We start from the raw sequence: 20,574 nt of genomic DNA, 5'->3' as shown, positions 1-20,574 counted from the left end.
TTCATTCCTCCATGTACTCAAGCTTTTTTCTTTCCGTTTACAAAAACAGCTTTTCCTCCTGAGTTAGCTTCATCAGGAAAATAAACATCAAATTCTTCTGTTGGTCCACTTACTGAAATCGTCCATGTATCCGATTCTTCTATGACATCAACGCCCCATTGATTATTCAGGTGGTCATTGATTCTTTCGGATAATCCATCCTTTAAATAAATCCTTAATAAAGGTCTCACATAACTGGTAATATTATTAGAAACCCATGAACCTAACTGAAGCGTTTGATCCACATTTGTTAAAATTACAGCCCCTTCTTTTACGTAAACAGGTATATGATCAAGTGGTGAATCAATCAATTCATAGGCAGGACCAATAATTCTTTTTCCGTTCCAGAAATCAAACCAAGTTCCTTCAGGGAAATAAACTTTTCTTGAAGTTGCACCTTCTTCTGTTACAGGGGCAACCAATAAAGAAGATCCAAAGTAATATTGGTCGAATACTCCCTCACCCCGTTGATCTTCGGGTTTCTCCATAAATAAGGAGCGCATTAATGGAATACCAGTTTCACTAGTTTTTCTTGCTTCGTTCCAAATGTAAGGGAGCAAGTTCATTCGGACATTGGCATAAAATCTATATCCCTCAATTGCAATCTTTTGATTGGTTCTCTCCGCAACATTCCATGGAGTACGATCCTGATTAAACTCACCTTTGCTTTCAGCGTGATACTGCATAATTGGACAAAAGGCCGCCATAGCCGCAGATCTGACATACAATTCGGCCGTTGGAATATCACCATTGAATCCCGCTAAGTCCCAGCCCCAAAATGGAATTCCTGACGTTCCGGAAGTGATACCTGCAGCCAAAGACCGCTTAAAAGCGTCAAAAGTCGATCTTTCATCTCCTGCCCAATGTGCTGGGAAGTTTTGAGCTCCCATATATCCGGCTCGGCTAAAGGTCATTGCATCTCCGCTTTTAAAGTCATTAGCGAAATGGTAGTACGCCTCTATATAATCATTTGGATACAAGTTGCGCATTTCGTCGCCAGTTTTCCCATCAGCAAACAGCAATTCGTCTCCGAACACGAACTCCCCACCATCTGTTTTGAAGCCATCCACTCCAATTTCAAGCAAATACTTCCGTTTGCTAAACCACCATTCTTGGGCTTCTTGATTTGAAAAATCCATCAAAAGACTTTCCTTAAACCAGCCTTCAGGCATCCTGTATGGAGACCCGTCTCTCTTTTTGACAACAAACCCATTTTCCAGCATGTACTTTTCATCTTCATCTTTTTGTGGATGCGTTTGCCTGTTCAAGTATTTTTTAATCGGAATCTGCCACAGAAGAACTTTCAACCCATTATCATGCAGGTATTCAAACAATCCCTTCGGATCAGGCCATCGTCCCCATTCAGGAAACTCCATTTCGTTGTAAGTATGACTTTCTCCATTACCCTTCACCTCATATTGGGCATCATTGAACATGTAATAAGTGGCTTCATCACTCCACTGTTCGAGGACTAGAACAGTCGCTGGTATCTTATATTTGTTTGTTTTCTCAACTTCTGAACGGGTCAAACTATCCCTATCCCAGTTATTACTCGACATCCAGGGCCCAAACGCCCAAACAGGTGGTAATACTGGTTTGCCAGTTTTCGAAGTAAAGGATTCAATCACTTCCTTCGGTGTCCCTAAAAATGCGGTAAGGGAGGTGCTTTGTTGTTTTTCTGACATCCTTATCTTAATAGACATGGCATCCTTCAATGAGTGAGCGATGTCAAAATGGGTGTACCTGTTGGTATTAACCACCAAGCCATATCCCAGTGAACTGATGTAAAAAGGAACAGGCATATAAGTCCTTGTACCTTGGTCTCGATACTGGTTATAAACATAGCAATCAATGATATTCCCTCGCTGCTCAACAGCGTTGTATCTCTCACCGAATCCATAAAAGCTTTCGTTCACCGGTGTATACAAATTTAGCTTTAAGTCTCTGATAAGCTGGTTTTCATCAGTCGTACATTCAATAAAAGAAAGGAAATCGTGTGACTTTAAAAGTGTTTTGTTGGCATCTTTCATGCAAATAAAAAATGGATCTAACTGCAGGTCAACAGTAAATTCTTGGTTCATGGATCTAAGGGTAAGAGCTTCATATTCTTCCTGGAGGAATTCTTGATTAATATTAGAATCAATATTGATATAAAACTGGTCATCATTGAAGCCCAAATTGATCTGTAATGAAAAACCATCCTCATCTTTCGCTAACAAGACTGCTTCACTCTCAGCCTTTTCAAATAAGCGGAATTCATTTAGTACCCGGCGTTTTAGAGGTGTGATTGGAAACCGCTCTGATTGCACCTTAAGGCCCTCGCCTTTATAAGCGGAGAATTGATAACTGAATTCCTCTTCCTGGGTCAGGGGTTCGATAGTTCCAGTCCAAATGTAAACTTTTTTATCCTCAAGATATTTTCTGGTCAACTCTTTTGTCTTTACGGTTTCACCGCTAGCTGAGTATAAAGTTAATAAAACCGAATCTACTTCGCCTTCAGGCCATACCTGGCATGCTACTGTTATTGGCTCTTCGGTTGTCGGCTCATGTGGACTGCGTTCTGTAAGCTGCGGTTCGTAAATGTTATGATTGCCATATGGTGTATGCATAATTTTGTACTCTTCTATTGAATCAACCTTATAGTGTTCTATCATTTCAATAATCACTTTTCCAAGCTCGGATTCCTCTGTCGACTCTTCTTCAATCAATCTTTTTGCCAAATTTAAATAGGTATTCGCTTTTTCATAGTTGCCTTTTTCCAAAAAATATAATGACAAAAGCGCGGTAGCTGAAGAAGATTCTTTCTTACCTTCAATCGTTTTTAGTGCCCCTGTATTATTTACTAACTGCCTTTCGATTTGACCAACTGCTTCTACCACAATTAAGTCCTCCGGAGAAAACAATCCATATGGCATAACTGCAGTAAGCATATCCAATGAAATTTGCCGTTCATTCACTGCATTAAGCAACATACCCCCAGAAAGTAGAGTGCCAAAGACAAAATCTCTGATTTCTGTGATTGTTTTTTGAAGTTCATATTGCTGGAGATTATTTTTGGATTGAGTTAATGCCGCATATACCATTGCAATGTTCGAAACATGAATATCTTTTTTGCCGTCTCCCCAAATACGTTCAAAAGGTTTTCTCCAATTTTCCTGGAGAAACGTTAAATAAGGTTGAACATTAACTTCTTTCATGCTCTCTCTATTCGTCCCTTTTAAATGGTTCTGCACATTCCATAGCCAGGTAGCAATAAGGTATATACTGTCTTTATCAAGCTGAGGTTTATAATTAAGAAGAATTCTTTCCGAGGATGGATAATCATTATTTAACTGGTATACATGAGCTTTAAGCAGCTTGCTGTACATTGCTTTTGAATCCATATGTCTCTCCCCTTATGTTAGAAGAGAAGGATATGAGGATGCCTCGATATCCTTCCCCAAATTTGATTACTTCAGCTTCTCTAATTCTCCCTGCATAACTTTCAATGCCTCTTCTGGACTCTTTTTACCATTCACCACATTTTCTAGTTCCTTTGTGATCAGGTCACTCATTTTACTCCAATCTTCAATTACTGGAGGTAAAACAAGCGTATCCATAGCTTCAAAAATAACTTCCCTGCTTTCTGGAGGAGTTTGTTCCAGGTAAGGCTTTAAGATTTCTTCATTTGTTATGGCTGGAAGTTCCCATGAACTTGCAATACGAATTTCTGCCGCTTCGTCACTAGCGCTCATGAAGCGTGCAAATTTATAAGCAGCGTTTTGAGCATCTGAGTCCTTTGAAACTGCTAATCCATTTGCGAAGAAGTGATGAGCCTTTTGTGTATTGCCTGCTTCAAGTGCAATATCCCATTTGAATGGTGCATCTTTGAAAGCGGATAGCATCCAGATTCCAGTATGCAAGATTCCGATTTGACCGTTCTTAAACAAGTCTTCTGGTGACTGGCCAGATAGATCTCCTACGGAAGGAGTAACTTTGTATTTGTTTACCTTATCAACCATATATTGAAGAGCCTCTGCATTTTCAGGGCTATCAATTGTTACTTCTGATTTATCCTCATTGAATACAGATCCCCCATTTTGCGCAATCACTTTATAGAATTCATGGAACTGAATCGGTGCATAAGTACCCCAAACTTTTTCATCCTTGTTCGTGATTTTCTGAGCTGCTGCTAATTCATCTTCCCATGTCCATTCTGCAGTTGGATAATCCACTTTTGCTTTATCAAACAAATCTTTATTGTAGAAAGTAACAACGTTTGAGAAGCTTTCCACCATTCCATATTGCTTTCCTTCGTATTGATAAGCTTTATATGCTTCTTGGTTTAATTTAGATGGATCAAAGTCTTTATCTTCTTCAATGTATTTAGATAGGTCCGCTAAAGCTCCCTTTGAAGCATAACTAACAAAGTTTTCATAGTTAAGCTCGAATACATCCGGTGCTTTTCCGCCAGCAATCATGGTTTGCAGCTTTGTGAAATAATCATCATAAGCAGCAATCTCATAATCTACTTTTACGTTAGGGTTTTGCTTTTCAAAAGCACTGATCATATCCTGAAGGTCTTTTTCATGGTCAGTACCTGGTGAAAAAGTAAAGTAATTGATTGTTACCTTTTCATCTTTGTTAGCTCCAGAGCTTTTTTCCGAATCAGAACATCCTGCCAATACAGTAAAAGTAAGCATAAATAATAGTACGATAGTCGAAACAAACTTTTTCTGAGTCATCTTAATTCCCCCTTATTATTCTTTCATTCCACTCATTGTCATTCCTTGAATAAAGTACTTTTGCGCAAATAGATAGACTGCAAGTATTGGCAGAACACTAATGACTACACCTGCCATCATCATGTTCCAATTCGTTTCCCACCTCCCTTGCAGAAGAGATAATCCTAGCGGCAAAGTAGCAAAGCTTTTATCATTAATTACAATAAGTGGCCATAAGTAATTGTTCCAAGATTGCATGAATGAAAAGATTCCTAAAGTCGCGAGTGTTGGTTTTGACAATGGTATGATTACACGCCAAAATATTGAAAAATGGTTTGCACCATCCATGAATGCAGCTTCTTCAAGTTCTTTCGGAATTGACAAGAATGCCTGCCTTAATAAAAAGGTTCCAAAAACGCTAAACAATCCAGGGACGATCAATGCTTGATATGTATCAAGCCAGCCAAAGTTTTTCATTAAGATAAACTGTGGAATCATCGTGACCTGTGCCGGAACCATCATAGTGGCTAGGTATAACAGGAAAAGTTTATCCCTGCCCCAAAATTGCATCCTGGCAAACGCATATGCGGCCATTGAACATAAAAGCAATTGGCCCAAAGTGGTCAGAACGGCTACTAACAAGGAATTCCCCAAAAAGTGAAGCATCGGGAATGCACCAGTCACATCTTTATAATTTTGGAAGGTTGCATGATCAGGGATAAATTGTGGTGGAAAGACCATTGTTGCTCCTTGATTCTTTAATGAAGTAGAAATCATCCATAGAAAAGGAAGCAGCATGGCGATTGCACCTAAGATTAAAACGATGTACAGTAAACCTTTTTTAAATATTCTAAGACTTGTAAGTTGATAGTCTTTCTGAAGGACAGTTGATTGTTTTGTAACCGTATTCATTTCCATGTTCAATCCGCCCACCTTTTCTGCATTTTCATCTGGATCAATGTAATCACAAATATGACGATGAATAAAATCCATGACATTGCGGAAGCGTAGCCCATTTCAAAATACCGGAAAGCGTGATTGTATATGTTTTGAACTAGAACATTTGTAGCTCCGCCTGGGCCTCCTTCAGTCATAATCATGACCTGGTCAAAAACTTGGAATGAGTTAATCAAAGAAATGATGGTTACAAAAAATGTCGTAGGTGTCAAAAGCGGGAGGGTGATATTCCAGAATTTCTTCCAGGAATTTGCCCCATCGATATCTGCGGCTTCGTAGTAGGAGGTTGAAATATTTTGTAGGCCGCCCAAGAAGAGTACCATAACAAATCCAATGTCTTTCCAGACACTTGTGATGATGATAGCTGGCATTGCTAGACTTTCATCCTGGAGCCAATTCAGCCCCTCAATACCAACAAATGATAAGAAGTAATTTATTAATCCGTAACTAGGGTTAAACAGCCATTTCCAGACAAGAGATACGGCAACCCAGGATGTCACGACTGGTAAAAAATACGCTGCTCTGAAGAATGCTCTTAATTTTACTTTTCGATTAAGCAGCAAAGCACAAGCTAATCCAAAAATCATTACTAAGGGTAAATATCCAATAATGAAAGTTACCGTGTGGGTAAACGCTGCCCAAAATTCTTTGTCAACAATTAGCTGTTTGTAATTATCAATACCCACGAATTCCATAGTGGATATTAGGTCCCAGTTCGTAAAGCTGATGGCTAATGATGATAAAAGTGGGAAAACGATAAAAGTCAAGAAACCTATTAAATTGGGCAAAAGGAACACAGCTACCCAAAAAGCTGTCTTTTTCTTTGTCATACCAACCATGTTCTCACCTCAATTTAATATAGATTTAGATTCTTCATAAATCGGAGCCTGGAACAAATGAGTGATTGCAAGTAAAGCTGCCCCTTTTAGCCATGAATCATCTCCCAGTTCTGTTGGCCTGATTTCTGTTTGGATATTTGCTGCAGAGAAAAAGTTCACCCTTGCAATATCTACAGCTGCATCCAGGAATAAGTGCTTGTATTTCATCCCTTCTCCAATAAGCAAAATTGTATGGGGATTAAGTGCGTTAATTGCATTTAGTATTCCGTATCCCAGGTTTTCACCAAATGATTTCATCAGTTCTATTGCAAGAACGTCACCTTTTTCTGCTGCAGTGGATACTTCTTCGAATGAAAAATCTTCAATGATTGTTTCAGGATAGCTTTCTTTTATTTCACTGCCACGGTTAAATAGAAAGAATTCAGATGCATACATTTCAAGGCAACCTTTTTGTCCGCAGTGACATGGATACCCGCCAATTTTCATTACCGTATGGCCAAACTCACCAGCTCCCCCGGATTCTCCGTAATAAATTTTCTTATCGACCACGAGGGACATACCTAATCCGGCACCAACAGAGATACAGATGAAGTTTGATAGGTCTTTTCCTTCTCCGTACCATAATTCTGCCATTGTGTAAGCGTTGACATTTTTATCAATGAATACTGGAATATTGTTCAGCTGCTCGCTTAACAATTGACATAAAGGTACGTTCTCCCATCCCAGCATTGAAGATCTAACAATCGTACCTTCCTGGCGGTTGATTAATCCAGAAGCAGCAATTCCAATACCCATAAGTTGCTCCATTGGCTTATCAGCCGCTTGTAAAAGCTCCTTAATACCACGAGCAATCATTTCTACAACATCCTGGATATTATCAAACCTGTTAAACTTCTTTTCTACTAAATCCAAAATATTAGCATTTAGATTGGTTAAAGCAAATAGAACTCTTTTCTCCTCAATCTTTACACCTACTGTATAGCCGTAATCCGCATTAAACTCCAGCAGTACAGGCCTTCTTCCACCAGTGGATGTAGCAACACCAACTTCTCTTACCAAATCAATGGCCATTAGTTCATCCACAATGTAAGTGATTGTAGACAAACTCATTTTGGTGATTTTAGAAACATCAGACCTGCTAATCCTGCCTGATTTCCTAATTAAGTTAATTACTATGGAACGGTTAATTTCTTTGATTAGATCCTTACTTCCTTTTCTAAGTCCATTCATATAATCCATCTCCATAATTTACTAATTAAAGAGTAACTTACTTTCTTCATTGAAGCAAGTAAGTTTTTTCAATATTTTTCGACAATTTTGTGTAAAAAAATAGACTGTTGGTTTACAGTCTGTCTGTTCCTTTTATTAACATTTTCATCTGATAGTATTAGAAGGTCAGCCTCTTAATATCAAATTATCACTTCCTTTCTTGCATAAAAAAATAAGCCTTACAAAATAAGGCTTATTCTTCATACTTATCCCTTAAACTATTATAAAAAACCTCAGTATTTTCCTTGTGATTAGCAAGCCCATCTCTATATATTTCCATGATATCTCGATATAACTTATCCTTTTCGAGATATGCTTGTACTTTTGAATCCTTAATTTGGCCATTCGCTCTTTTCCACTCTGCTTTAAAATAAACTCTTAGAAAATCCTTAAAACTAATTATAGACTTTTCTTGTGCAAGTAAATAGTCAACGTCATAATATTTACCCATTCCATCTGCCACTTCTAAGATATGGTTAACCATATAATCTATAAAATCATTATTACCAGTCTTATCTGGTCCAAAATATAAGATTAGCAGTGTACCCTTTTCTTTCAATTCACTAATTAGCCTCGATAATTCCTGATCCTTTTCAATTCTGTCAATTCTATTTTTATGGTCGGGATCCCTAAAATAATCATAATCAAACCCTTTAATATAATTTATCACTTTATAAAAAGAAGAAATAAATGCAACACTTTGTTTCCTTACTTCTTGTATCCATTCAATTCTGGATTTTGAAACAATATTACTTTTAAAATTAGACTTATTTGTTTTATAAACATTATATAGATTTACTAATGCAGCGATTAGAGCAATAAATGCAGCAATACTAGCCCAAACAAAGTTTCCTTTATCATCAAAAAAGATATTATATATAGTCAATATTTCCACCCCCCACCAAATAATAACAAAGGGACAAACTATTTAAAACTAATTATTTCAACAACTGGTACTCAATATCAATCCAGTTTCTTTCTCAACGTTATGCCTTCTTCAAAGACCTTTCCTTTCATTGTTCCTACAGAAGAAAAAACACATTTTACAATCTCCCTATTCCGCTTTAGCGGACAAGGTTTTCTATTTACAAATCTGACCACCATGGTTGTGATAAAGTCATTTTTTCTGTGAAAATAAATAATTCTGGCTGCCTTGAATAATAGTGATCCTATTCGGCAATCCTTAAAATAACCTAAAAAAGCCAATAAGAAAGCATGGCTGCCGGTCGGAGGGTAACCGTGTATACTTCTATTTGGTTTTGGTTATACTAAATAATTTGTCTTTCTTTAAATGGCTCCTTGTTTATAAGCATGGAGTAGATGATTCGAAGCATTCGAGGCGATGTCGCAACGAGTGCTTTTTTCTTTCCTCTTCTAGCGGCAGTAGACCAGTATTTCGTAGCTAACCATCTATTTCGGCTTCTTGAAACGGCCCAGGCTGCTTCGCACATGGCTGATTTAATGTGCGGATTTCCTTTTGTTGTCCGAGTACTCTTGCGTTTTCCTGCACTTTCATGATTGCCAGAAGATACACCTGCCCACGAAGCTAAGTGTTGAGAGGTTGGGAATTGGTTCATATCCACTCCAATCTCGGCAATAATGATGGCTGCTGTATCTTTCTTTATTCCTGGAATGGTCAGAAGCAAATGAAGTTCTTCTTTATATTTTTCCAGAAGCTGGTCAATTCTTTTCTCAACCTCTAAAATATGTTCCTCCAGCTGTTGAATGTGAAGCCAAGACTGTTTAATTAAAAATCTTTGATGGTCATTAATCGTACCGAAGAGCGAGTCAGTAATTAATTGTTTTTTAGATGACATTTTTCCGTGTATCCTGCTTTCGACTTCATCGCCATCTACGTATCCCTGTTCTACCAGTCTCTCAAGCAGCTTTCTCCCTGAAACCCCAAAGACATCGGAGATAACCGAACTCAGCTTAACGTTTGAACACTCCAGAACCTTCTGAATCCGGTTCTTTTCAGAAGTTAATTGGCCAATCCACTTCTTTCGGAGACGTGTGAGGTCTCGAAGCTCCCGGATATCGGACGGGGGCACAAAACTCTTTTCGATGAGTCCGTGTCGCAATAATTTGGCAATCCACTCGGCATCCGAAACATCTGTTTTTCTTTCTGGAACATTTTTAATCCTTTGGGCATTCGCAAGAGTAATATCAAAAAAGTCTTCAAGGATGTTAAACACAGGTTTCCAATAGACTCCGGTGCTTTCCATCGCAATATGGGTAACCCCATGGTCTTCCAGCCATTTCAAAAGACGGAAGAGATCTTTCGCCAAGGTTGGAAAGGTTTCAGTTATCCTGTTCAAATCTTCGTCTTGTTTGCCGGTGAGAACACAGGCAACGATTGTCTCTGAATGAACGTCAAGACCTGCACAACGTTCAATAAATACCTCCATAATACCAATCCTCCGCGTGTTAGATCACAAACAGCGAGTGGATTTGAAAATAGGCATTTTTCTGTCCGTGGTCATCTTTCCCAAAGGGAATGAGCCAACAAAGGGTTGATCACCAAATCCACTCAAACAGTTTTTGTTACAGGGTCTTAGCCACCATAAAGAGCCACGTCCTATCAACCGTTTGTGTCCTCTACATTATGGACAAAGGGAATTTATTTTCATGCATGGGTTGGGAGTCGAAGGAATCATGATAGTTTTTGTTCCCAAAATATTCACTTTAGGATAGTAATAAAAAAATAGTTTAATGAACACAAAAAAGCCCAACTACTGAGTAAGGCTAAGTTACTCAGTAGTTGAGCTCGTCCCATTCAATTAATTAAATTGTCGATATTAGTAATCCTTAAGGAAAGTTTATTATAGATTTGGAAGTTTTTTCAATTTTAATTTTAAGGCGAGAAAAAATAATACAAATAAAGTCCTTTTTATTATGCTAGAAAAGGCAAAAATCCTATTTTCTCTTTATTCGCTTTATAGGGTTTTAGTAATAATACATAGGAATCTAATTTGTCATCAAAAACAAATGATGCTGCGTACATTACGTAAATCCCTTCTTTGCCTTGCTTTCCATATATTTCTACTAATTTTTGTATATCTTTCTCTTGGTAAGCTTTAAACAATTCTGGTGCAAGCAAAATAAACTCAGAGATGCGAATCAGTACGTCTTTACCATTCGAGCAGTTAGAAATCTTTTTGAGCAGTTTTGAATCTTTGCTTATTTTTTCATTTTTAAATACAATCTTTATCGGTCTGGTTCTCTCCACTTCTTGTTCTAATGCCAAGTAAAATAGTTCTTCCTCTTTAAAAATTAAAGTTATTTCATCATTGTTTTGTTTATCATCGCTCAACGTGTTAGCCATCTGCTTCATTATCTTCCCGTTTATCAGCATAATCCGCTCTCCTTCTCCCTAAAGGATTTTAATTTTAAAATTTGTTATTAATTAGTTTAAAGTTTTCATAATAACTTAAATCAGCAAAATTTATTCCGTTGGAACTAGCGATTGCAGCATGTATTAACTGCTCATATTCATTTCCAAACAGGTCTTGATATTGAACAATTATCTTTAAACCATATGTAAGTTCATTAACATCTTTTCCTGGAGCATATATCATGGCTTTAAAACTTTTATCATGCTCCTTCTTAACTAATATATAAGAAAAGCCAATTTGCTGTTCTTGAATGACTACATTGTGGTCCTCTGAAGCAACGAATTTAAAATTAATTCCGGTGATTTGTGCATGGCCCAAACCTATGTTACTTATAATCAAATTAAAATACCATTCCAAACTGTCTTTATCTTCATACGTTGCTTCACCGATATTAATATGGCTCCACACTTCGCCTGCCAATTGTCCGTTGGAATTATCAAAATCCGTCTTGTTATAACTGATTTTGTATTCAAGTATCGGAATCACAGAAAGTCTATTTTTCTCATCTTCTACCTTTTTCTGATGCTGTAAGGTTAAATAAACACCCAAAAAGGTTGCGATTCCACCTAATGTACTTCCTAGAAATCCTCCGTAAAATCCTAACCAATCATATTCTCTTGTCAAAGAAATATGATTGGTAATATTAACAATGTCTAATACTACGAAAAGAAGCGGAATCAACAATATACCAATAAAAAAAATAAAAACATACTTTCTCAACTTTTTATTCACCCCTTATTTACCCAACAATCACTCTTTTTCTATATTAGCAGATAATACCTTTTTAGCATCTAAAAACAAAAGACCCGCTATACAGCGGTTCCAAATCTTAATCTTCCATATCACTGAAAAATGCAGGTACTGGTTCCTTCTTAGGAGGCTCTACTTTACTAAGTTCATCCTCAAGTTCTTTAACCAGTTCGAAATATTCCAGCCCTAATTCGGGTTTTTCAGGCTCATTCTCTGCCGCTGGAATATCTTTGTTTACAAAAGAACTTAAAATTATTTCTTCTGGCTCATCTATTTCCTCGAAGTCAGCGGGTTCACTATTAGCTGGTGTAACCTTTTGGCTCTTTTTCTCTTCATTTAAAGGTATATTTAGTTCTTTATCACTTTCAATAAGCTCTTCCCAGGCATAAATATAGTCAAGTGGTTTATCTGCTCTAAGATAAACCATAAGCTGATGTTCTCTTCTGAAGACTCCCCTTCTTTATTGTATCAATAATTACAATGTCTTAGGTTCATTACTCATTTAATACAGCCCAATTTTATTATTCACCAATACAGTTTATTATCTAAATTATCATTTCTCTTTTCAACTAAACCGGGTTCGATCGTTTAATAATTCCATAAATATTGATTAATCCCTATTTAGAATAACGCCTCCTTGGCAAATAAAATGTAAATTCATCATTAAAAAAGCCAATTAAGTGTTAACTTAACTGGCTTTTTTTGACCACATGCTTTTTACTTTGTGCACAAAACAGTGCACAGACTTATTTTATTTAATTGAACTAGATTGGTTTAATTGTTTACTGCATTCCACAAGCCCTTATAAATCAAGACTTAATTGATTTCAATTTAACTTATTTAACTCAGTTTTACTATTGGATTTCCTCTGGCAGCGTTGAGGTCAGGGGTTCGAGCCCCCTATTCTCCATTAAAGAACAAAAAGAGGAAACCTATTCATAATGGGTTTCCTCTTTTTTATGTTTTCATGAAGTTCCAATTACATATTTCCACTAATCTTATTAGCTTCAGAAATAATACATTTCATTAATTCCTCAACTGTTTGTTTTTTAGCAAGTCTTGGACTCTGGCCGGACCATAGTGACATAAAGTCCCTGTTTTTTTGGCTAGCTGCTGCTTTCCTGATTGGTTGCGTCAGTGCATTTTGGACTGGGAATTGAGGGAATGCCTCCCCTTTTCCCTGCATTTCTTCAATAAACCGGTTTTTAATCCCTCTTGCCCACTTGCCAGAGAAGGCATTGGTTAATACCATCTCCTCTTCACCTGCATTCATAATCGCTTCTTTATAAAGATGATGGGCTCCGCTTTCCGTACATGTTAAAAAGGCGGTGCCCATTTGAACAGCTTTTGCACCTAAGCAAATAGACGCCATTAGTCCTCTTCCATCCATGATGCCGCCAGCAGCAATAACAGGGATTCTTACATGGTCAGCAACCTGGGGGATCAGTGACATTAAGCCAATTAAGCTTTCTTTGTCATCGCTGATAAAGTTTCCCCGATGCCCGCCTGCTTCACTACCTTGCACAACTACAGCGTCCATTCCGCTCTTTTCCGCTTCAATTGCTTCCCTGACTGTTGTTACCGTTCCCAATAACATAATATTGTGAGCTTTAAGCTCGCCAATTACTTTCTTTGAAGGCAGACCAAAAGTAAAGGAGCAAACCTTGACTTTCTCTTCAATAACAATCTTGATCAGATCATTGAATGTTTCAGCATGATGACTGTATTCAGGGATTTTCACCTGGTGTTCTTCGTGTAAATTCAAGGCTTGACGAATTGGTTTCAAATCTTTTTCTGCTGATTCAATTTCATCCTGCGTAACATGAAATTCATTCGGCACGAATAGGTTGATACCGAAATTTTTAGTGGTAAGCTGTTTGATTTCCCTGATTTGTTCCTGCAATGCCTCAGGAGCCATATAGCCTGCCCCAACCATTCCCAATCCTCCTGAATTGGAGACTGCTGAAATCAGTTGTGAAGTCGTGATGCCACCAGCCATTGGTGCCTGTATAATCGGATGTTCAATATTCAAAAGTTCGGTCACTTCATTTTTAAGCATTGAATTAGCACCTCATTTCATTTGGACTTTACCTATTAATCAATTCTATACGTTCAGAAAATCCCCTTTTTCGAAGGGCAAGTTAAAGAAAAAAGGCTGCCATGGACAGCCTTTTTCCGAAACTTATATGGCGATAGTCGTTACTTTTTTATACTCCGGTTTCCACATTGCATCTGCAACGGCTTTCTCAACATCATTAATTTCCGTTCCTGCAAGACCTTCTTGGATTGCTGCCCTGGCTACTTCAATCGCAACGTATTCTGATACCTCGCCTAATTTGTTGATCGATGGAAGCAGCGGTGCGCCAGGTGTATTGCTAAACGACATCTCTGCAACAGCATTTGCGGCTGCAGCCAGCATCCCCTTGGAAATGATCTTTGCTTTTGAGACGATTGCTCCAAGGCCTAAACCTGGGAAGACAAAGGCGTTATTTGACTGGCCAATTTCATAGCTGATGCCATTGTATTCAACATTTTCGAATGGGCTGCCGGTAGCAATTAAGACCCTGCCTTCTGTCCATTGAACCAAATCTGCTGGTATTGCCTCTGCTAATGAAGTTGGATTGGACATTGGCATAATAATTGGACGTTCTGTGTGCTTGGCCATTTCCTTTACAATCTCCTCTGAAAAAGCTCCGGCTTGTCCGGAAGTACCAATCAGGATTGTTGGCTTAACTTTTTTAACCACTTCCATCAATGTAATAATGCCTTCTTCAGTGCGTTCCCAGTCCCATACTTCTTCGTTTTTTCGTGTATATGGTTTTTGGAACTTAAGGACATCCGTTATATCGTCAGTTAACAATCCACGGTAGTCTACTGCCCAAAAGCGATCATATGCTTCTTCCCTCGATAAACCTTCCATCATCATCGCCTCAGCTATTTGATCGGCATTGCCAATCCCCGCTGCTCCGGGACCAAAGACGACTATTCGCTGATCCTTCAAAAATTCACCTGTTGCCTTGAGTGCGGACATAACCGCCGCGAGTGTAACTGCTCCAGTGCCCTGGATATCATCATTAAAAGTGAGAATTTCTTCCCCATATTTCTCCAGGATATTGCGGGCATTCACATTGCCAAGGTCCTCCCAGTGAATGAGTACATCCGGGAAGAATTTTCTTGCCGCTGAGACAAAGGAGTCAATAAACTCGTCATAGCGTTCTCCTCTGACACGCGGAAACTTGTTCCCAATGTAAAAAGGATCTTCGATTAAAGCCTGGTTGTTTGTTCCGGTATCCAATACGACCGGGAGCACCCGGCTTGGATCAATCCCTGCAGCGGCAGTATAAACGGCCAATTTACCGATAGCGATATTGATCCCACCGACTCCCTGGTCCCCTATGCCAAGAATGCTCTCAGAATCAGTGACGACGATCAGGTCAATCCCGTTCTTTGGCTGCCCAAGATTCATAAAAGCTGTTTCAATGCCCTGAGGATCTTCAATCGATAAATACATGCCTCCAGGGCGGCGATAAACATGTGAGTATTTCTCAATCGCTTCCCCTACTGTAGGAGTGTAGATAATCGGCAGCATTTCACTTAAATGTTCCCTCAGCAAACTGTAAAAAAGGACAACATTCCGGTTATATAGATCATATAAAAGTCCATTTTTAAACAAATTGGTCGTACGGGCAGAGTACTGCTCATAAACTCTTTTCGTCTGCTCTTCGAGAGTGAGGACATGTGGAGGCAATAATCCCTCCAATCCAAGCTCTTCCCTTTCTTTTTTTGTAAAAGCTACTCCTTTATTCAAAAACGGGTTGGAAAGAATCTCTTTCCCTTTTAAAGTAGTCTGAATCACTTTTGTCATATCAGTAGTTGCCATGGATCTTTCCTTCTTCCCCTTGCTAGATTGATATAATTTCCTGCCTATAGAATTGGTAAAGCAGGCAGCGAAGTAAGGCTGCCTGCGTTTATTTTGATGAATGATTAAGGCTTATGCAGATACCTTGTTCTGGACTGCCTCTTTTACAGGATTGAACTCTCCTTCAGTCTTAGAGATGACAACTGTTGCCACACCGTTGCCAATAAGGTTCGTAATGGCACGCGCCTCTGACATGAAGCGGTCTACGCCGAGGATAAGCGCCATTCCTTCAACAGGTATCGATGGGAATACCGCAAGTGTCGCTGCAAGTGTCACGAAGCCTGATCCTGTCACCCCTGCTGCACCTTTGGAGGTAAGCATCAAAACTCCCAGAAGTGTTATCTGCTGCCAGATGCTGAGGTCTACACCGTATGCCTGGGCTATGAATAGTGCCGCCATCGAAAGATAGATGGATGTCCCATCAAGGTTAAAGGAATATCCAGTTGGAAGCACAAGTCCTACAACAGGCTTTGAACAGCCGTATTTCTCAAGCTTTTCCATCATTTTTGGCAGAGCTGCTTCTGACGATGATGTCCCAATTACGAGGAGGATTTCTTCTTTAATATAAGCGATGAACTTAAAGATGCTGAAACCGTAAAGTTTTGCAATACCGCCTAGTACAAGGAAAATAAAGAGACCCATTGTAAGGTAAACAGAGCCCATCAATTTGCCAAGATACACGAGAGAGCTGATGCCAAATTCGCCAATTGTATAGGCCATAGCTCCAAAAGCAGCAAGTGGAGAGACCTTCATGATGATATTAACAATCCCGAAAAAGACATCGGCGATTTTTTCAAAAAGTTCTAGAACTGGTTTACCCTTTTTACCAATATGTGCGAGTGAAGCCCCAAAGAGTACAGCAAGCAACAATACTGGCAGAAGCTGGCCGCCTGTAAATGCGCCTATGAAGCTATCAGGGACGATTGAAAGAACAAAATCCATGAATCCGTGGCTAGTTTCCTCTGCAGCCTTAGTATATTGAGAAACATCGCCTTTCCCTGCTTTGGCATCAATGCCATGCCCTGCTTTGATTACATTCGCGACAATGATCCCGATTGCCAGGGCAATAGTCGAAACAATTTCAAAATAAAGCAGTGCCTTGCCGCCAATTTTGCCGACCTTCTTTAAATCCCCCATACCTGCAATCCCAATGACAATTGTCAGGAATATGATTGGAGCGATGACCATTTTTACTAGTTTAATAAAAATGTCAGCAAGTACTTTCAGCTGTGAACCAAATTCAGGAAAAATAAAACCGACTGTAATACCGAGAAAAATACCAATGATTACCTGTGTAGTAAGACTCTTAAAGTTAATTCTCACGCAATCTTCCTCCCCTTCGAGTAAGTTTGAAAACGATTACATTCCCTTCGAATAACAACATGTTACAATTTTGTGAACATGAAATATAGTTTAATAAACTTTAAAAAACGTTTTGTAATTAAAGAAAGAGAAAAAATAATAGATTGAGTTGGCTTTCGCCAAATCCTTAATTTTTATACAATGAAATTTAGTAGTTAATAAAAGCGATTATGGAGGATTTCGCGTGCATAAACAGCGGTTCCGATTTAAACTAAGTACCATTATCATTTTCTTCGTATGTTTAGTTGTTTTAATCTCACTGATGATTACAGATTTGTTAATTAGCAATTCAGTTAGTGAAAATATTAGAAAAAACCAGGAAGAGAAGGCTTTAATTGTTGCGAGGACCGTTTCTAAATCTCATATTGTGATTAATGCCTTAGAGGAGGGCCAAACCTCCAGTGCCATCCAGGATTACACAAAGGAAATCCAAACAGCAACGAATGTCCTATTTATCGTTGTTATGGATATGAACGGAATCCGCCTATCCCATCCGAATGAGGAGATGATCGGCAAGTCGTTTGTAGGCGGAGATGAAAAGGCTGCACTAAAAGGAAAGGAATATGTCTCCATCTCACGCGGGACACTTGGTGAATCAGTGCGCGGTTTTACACCCATTTACAATGGCAAGAATGAGCAAATTGGTGTAGCGGCAGTTGGCATTTCGCTTAGTAGCCTGGAGACAGCCCTTGGACGCAGCCATAAGAACATCATCATTGTAACCATTCTCGGTTTACTTATAGGGACCGTCGGGGCAATCCTGCTGGCCAGATATATAAAAAAAATCCTCCTTGGCCTTGAGCCTTTTGCCATTTCGAGGATTCTTGAGGAAAGAAGTACGATGCTGCAATCTGTGCATGAAGGCATTATTGCAGTTGATCATACATCTACCATCACTTTGGTGAACAAATCTGCTTCACAAATTTTTAAAAGGGCCGGCCTATCTCAAAAGCCGGTCGGGATGAAAATTTATGACTATATGCCATCAACGAGATTGGATCATGTTTTGAAGACGGGGCAGCCTGAATTGGATGAGGAACAAACGATTAACGGCGTTTCGATTCTTGTCAACAGGGTTCCGCTTATTGTAAATGGCGAGGTTGTCGGAGCTATCTCCACTTTCCGTGATAAAACAGAAGTAAACCAGCTGGCGGAACAGCTCACAGGGGTAAGGACGTATGCGGAAGCACTTCGGGCACAATCACATGAATTCATGAACCGTCTCCATGTTATATCCGGTATGGTCCAATTAAAATCATACAATCAGCTGGCAGCGTTTATTCGTACACTGGTTGACTACCGGGATCAGGAATTCGGCAGCATTACTCAACATATCAAGGATCCTGCACTGGCAGGCTTTATCATGGGGAAATTAAGTTATGCCCGGGAAGCTAAAGTTGACCTTTCAATAGAATGTACCAGCATCATCCCTGAGCCGGCAGCAAATAAGACTACCCATGAATTGATTACCATCCTAGGCAACCTCATCGACAATGCCATTGAGGCTATGGCAGACAGCGAAGACAAAACAATCGAAGTGAATTTTTCGTACAAGGATAAGTGGTTAACAGTCGAAGTCTTTGATTCGGGCCCCGGTATATCAAAAGAGCAGCAAGCAGAGATATTTAAAAAAGGATTCTCCACAAAAGGGAAAAACCGTGGTTATGGTCTATACCTAGTTACAAAAAGTATAATAGACCTCGGTGGAGAATTAGACATTGATTCAAAACTATTACTAGGGACGAATTTCTATATAAAGATTCCATATGAAGCAAAAGAGGTGGGGAAATGATCAGGGTACTGATTGTCGATGATGATCCGATGGTCGCAGAATTTAACAGGCGTTATCTACAAGAAGTGAATGGTTTCACTCTTGCTGGCATTGTCCATACCGTAAAGGACGCCAGGGAATTTCTTGAATCTGAAAAGGTTGACCTCATCCTGCTGGATGTTTATATGCCTGGCGCTACAGGAATCGATTTGCTCCGTTTTATCAGGAAGAAGAACATCTCAGCCGATGTTATCCTGATCACAGCAGCTGCAGATAAAGAGAATATTCAAACTGCACTCAGGTATGGGGCTTTGGACTATTTGATCAAACCTTTTGAGTTTGAAAGATTCAATCAGGCCTTATTGCACTATAAAGAAAAACACCATTTCTTTGAGAATCATAACATGCTTAGACAAGAAGACATTGATGGACGTATATTAAGCACCGAACAGAAATTGGCAGTTTCATCTATGGAGAACCTGCCAAAAGGTCTAACGATCAGCACTTTGGAATCCATCATAAAAGTCATTCAATCGAAAGAGAATCTCCAGTTTTCTACCGATGATATATCAGAAATCACCCTTATTTCAAGAGTATCGGTCCGTAAATACCTGAAATTTTTAGCGGACCTGGGCATTCTTGAAGAGTCACTAACATATGGAGTTGGCCGCCCTGGCTATTTGTACAGATTAAGAAAAGACAAGCTGGGGCAATTGAATAGATTTCTTTAAAAAAAGTGGCAGCAGCCACTTTTTTTAGTCATTAATCAATATTCTAGCAAATTGTTTCCGGAATTATGGGTTGGGACTTTCAAAGCTTATTAAGGACTCCTAAATACCAAACGAAATCACCCAAGCTTCCATAACGCTCATTTTCCCTGGAGCTCATTCACAGTAATAAATTTATAGCCTTTTTGAGTTAATGCCTTCAATACTCCTTCGATTGTTTCAAGCTCATCTCCAGATTGATCGTACATCGGATGCAATAAAATAATCGAACCGGGTTCTACATTATCTTTCACATACTTTATTTTATCCGCAGATGCCTGATAGAAGGAATCTGGTTCGAGGTTCCAGGTAATGGTGTCAATATTTTGCTGATGTAAATAATAGGGCAGACCGATTAGCTTTTTTCCATTAGGCGGACGAAAGTCAATCTCACCCTCAAAGCCTGTCTCTTTAATCAAAGTATTAGTTCTCTCAACTTCCTCTTTGATGAAAGACGGAGATTTCAACACCATCCTTCGATGTGAATAAGTATGATTCCCGATTTGATGCCCGGCCAAGGCGATTTTCTTTGCTTCTTCCGGGTTCTTTTCAATTTCATTTCCAATCAGGAAAAACGTTGCTTTGGCATTGTACTTTTCCAGAATCGGCAAAATGCTCTCTACATTTTTAGTTGGACCATCATCAAAGGTCAAGGCCACAACTTTCTCCTCTGTGCTCACCTGGGATGTCAACCCGCCGAAAAATTGAGATGTCCTTGAGTTCATTAGTTTATAGGAAATGAATAGCAACAGAAAGACCAATACTGTTGCAAATCCCCAATATAAGAATCTTTTTTTCATAAA

16 protein-coding genes are annotated in these 20,574 nt (G+C 39.0%); 2 read left to right on the top strand and 14 right to left on the bottom strand.

Features of this window, described 5'->3' with window-relative positions:
• Positions 1-17: 17 nt before the first annotated feature.
• From J7E38_RS13420 to J7E38_RS13360, 13 genes are all read right to left on the bottom strand, one after another.
• Positions 18-3,422 carry a glycoside hydrolase family 31 protein gene (locus J7E38_RS13420; RefSeq protein WP_214705390.1) on the bottom strand — a complete coding sequence of 1,135 codons (3,405 nt, stop codon included), beginning with the start codon at positions 3,420-3,422 and terminating at the stop codon, positions 18-20.
• Positions 3,423-3,488: 66 nt separating this feature from the next.
• The gene (locus tag J7E38_RS13415) at positions 3,489-4,763 is read right to left on the bottom strand and encodes an ABC transporter substrate-binding protein (protein ID WP_214705391.1); all 1,275 of its coding nucleotides are present in this window, start codon (positions 4,761-4,763) and stop codon (positions 3,489-3,491) included.
• A gap of 15 nt (positions 4,764-4,778) precedes the next feature.
• Entirely contained in the window at positions 4,779-5,540 is a 762-nt protein-coding gene (locus J7E38_RS13410; RefSeq protein WP_483297175.1) for a carbohydrate ABC transporter permease, read from the bottom strand.
• A gap of 122 nt (positions 5,541-5,662) precedes the next feature.
• The gene (locus J7E38_RS13405; protein WP_214705393.1) at positions 5,663-6,538 is read right to left on the bottom strand and encodes a carbohydrate ABC transporter permease; all 876 of its coding nucleotides are present in this window, start codon (positions 6,536-6,538) and stop codon (positions 5,663-5,665) included.
• 9 nt (positions 6,539-6,547) lie between these two features.
• Positions 6,548-7,768 carry an ROK family protein gene (locus J7E38_RS13400; RefSeq protein ID WP_214705394.1) on the bottom strand — a complete coding sequence of 407 codons (1,221 nt, stop codon included), beginning with the start codon at positions 7,766-7,768 and terminating at the stop codon, positions 6,548-6,550.
• A gap of 232 nt (positions 7,769-8,000) precedes the next feature.
• Entirely contained in the window at positions 8,001-8,693 is a 693-nt protein-coding gene (locus J7E38_RS13395) for a hypothetical protein (RefSeq protein WP_214705395.1), read from the bottom strand.
• 382 nt (positions 8,694-9,075) lie between these two features.
• Positions 9,076-10,215 carry an IS110 family RNA-guided transposase gene (locus J7E38_RS13390; protein ID WP_214705396.1) on the bottom strand — a complete coding sequence of 380 codons (1,140 nt, stop codon included), beginning with the start codon at positions 10,213-10,215 and terminating at the stop codon, positions 9,076-9,078.
• A gap of 485 nt (positions 10,216-10,700) precedes the next feature.
• Positions 10,701-11,162 carry a hypothetical protein gene (locus J7E38_RS13385; RefSeq protein WP_214705397.1) on the bottom strand — a complete coding sequence of 154 codons (462 nt, stop codon included), beginning with the start codon at positions 11,160-11,162 and terminating at the stop codon, positions 10,701-10,703.
• Positions 11,163-11,196: 34 nt separating this feature from the next.
• Positions 11,197-11,922, bottom strand: coding sequence for a hypothetical protein (locus J7E38_RS13380; RefSeq protein ID WP_214705398.1), 726 nt, complete (start codon positions 11,920-11,922; stop codon positions 11,197-11,199).
• A gap of 109 nt (positions 11,923-12,031) precedes the next feature.
• Positions 12,032-12,379 (bottom strand): hypothetical protein, encoded by a 348-nt coding sequence (locus J7E38_RS13375; RefSeq protein WP_214705399.1) that lies wholly within the window; start codon positions 12,377-12,379, stop codon positions 12,032-12,034.
• 552 nt (positions 12,380-12,931) lie between these two features.
• Entirely contained in the window at positions 12,932-14,011 is a 1,080-nt protein-coding gene (locus tag J7E38_RS13370) for an NAD(P)H-dependent flavin oxidoreductase (protein ID WP_214705400.1), read from the bottom strand.
• Positions 14,012-14,134: 123 nt separating this feature from the next.
• A complete protein-coding gene (locus J7E38_RS13365; RefSeq protein WP_214705401.1) occupies positions 14,135-15,832 on the bottom strand; it encodes an NAD-dependent malic enzyme in 1,698 nt (565 codons plus the stop codon).
• A 111-nt stretch (positions 15,833-15,943) separates the two neighbouring features.
• On the bottom strand, positions 15,944-17,194 hold the full coding sequence (locus tag J7E38_RS13360; RefSeq protein ID WP_214705402.1) for a dicarboxylate/amino acid:cation symporter: 1,251 nt from the start codon (positions 17,192-17,194) through the stop codon (positions 15,944-15,946).
• A gap of 301 nt (positions 17,195-17,495) precedes the next feature.
• On the opposite strand from J7E38_RS13360, the gene dcuS reads away from it, so the two are divergent.
• Together dcuS and J7E38_RS13350 are read left to right on the top strand one after the other, a co-directional pair.
• Entirely contained in the window at positions 17,496-19,025 is a 1,530-nt protein-coding gene (gene dcuS, locus J7E38_RS13355; RefSeq protein ID WP_251030330.1) for a DcuS/MalK family sensor histidine kinase, read from the top strand.
• The gene (locus J7E38_RS13350) at positions 19,022-19,735 is read left to right on the top strand and encodes a response regulator (RefSeq protein WP_214705404.1); all 714 of its coding nucleotides are present in this window, start codon (positions 19,022-19,024) and stop codon (positions 19,733-19,735) included. Before dcuS ends, J7E38_RS13350 begins: the two co-directional genes overlap by 4 nt.
• Positions 19,736-19,872: 137 nt before the next feature.
• Here the strand turns inward: J7E38_RS13350 and J7E38_RS13345 are convergent, their stop codons facing one another.
• Complete coding sequence (locus tag J7E38_RS13345; protein WP_214705405.1) at positions 19,873-20,571, bottom strand: polysaccharide deacetylase family protein; 699 nt, start codon at positions 20,569-20,571, stop codon at positions 19,873-19,875.
• Positions 20,572-20,574: the final 3 nt, after the last annotated feature.

This window comes from Bacillus sp. ISL-35 (assembly GCF_018613355.1).
Lineage (GTDB): Bacteria > Bacillota > Bacilli > Bacillales > Cytobacillaceae > Mesobacillus.
The sequence above is the reverse complement of the archived record's forward strand: the minus strand, read 5'-3'. Positions and strand labels throughout refer to the sequence as shown.

Bases quoted from the DNA above. Each gene is read 5' to 3' on its own strand.
- J7E38_RS13420 (WP_214705390.1), bottom strand. From the start codon at position 3,422: ATGGATTCAAAAGCAATGTACAGCAAGCTGCTTAAAGCTCATGTATAC.
- J7E38_RS13385 (WP_214705397.1), bottom strand. From the start codon at position 11,162: ATGCTGATAAACGGGAAGATAATGAAGCAGATGGCTAACACGTTGAGC.
- J7E38_RS13375 (WP_214705399.1), bottom strand. From the start codon at position 12,379: ATGGTTTATCTTAGAGCAGATAAACCACTTGACTATATTTATGCCTGG.
- dcuS (WP_251030330.1), top strand. From the start codon at position 17,496: ATGATTACAGATTTGTTAATTAGCAATTCAGTTAGTGAAAATATTAGA.
- J7E38_RS13415 (WP_214705391.1), bottom strand. From the start codon at position 4,763: ATGACTCAGAAAAAGTTTGTTTCGACTATCGTACTATTATTTATGCTT.
- J7E38_RS13410 (WP_483297175.1), bottom strand. From the start codon at position 5,540: ATGCTGCTTCCTTTTCTATGGATGATTTCTACTTCATTAAAGAATCAA.
- J7E38_RS13390 (WP_214705396.1), bottom strand. From the start codon at position 10,215: ATGGAGGTATTTATTGAACGTTGTGCAGGTCTTGACGTTCATTCAGAG.
- J7E38_RS13350 (WP_214705404.1), top strand. From the start codon at position 19,022: ATGATCAGGGTACTGATTGTCGATGATGATCCGATGGTCGCAGAATTT.
- J7E38_RS13365 (WP_214705401.1), bottom strand. From the start codon at position 15,832: ATGGCAACTACTGATATGACAAAAGTGATTCAGACTACTTTAAAAGGG.
- J7E38_RS13370 (WP_214705400.1), bottom strand. From the start codon at position 14,011: ATGCTTAAAAATGAAGTGACCGAACTTTTGAATATTGAACATCCGATT.
- J7E38_RS13345 (WP_214705405.1), bottom strand. From the start codon at position 20,571: ATGAAAAAAAGATTCTTATATTGGGGATTTGCAACAGTATTGGTCTTT.
- J7E38_RS13405 (WP_214705393.1), bottom strand. From the start codon at position 6,538: ATGGTTGGTATGACAAAGAAAAAGACAGCTTTTTGGGTAGCTGTGTTC.
- J7E38_RS13400 (WP_214705394.1), bottom strand. From the start codon at position 7,768: ATGAATGGACTTAGAAAAGGAAGTAAGGATCTAATCAAAGAAATTAAC.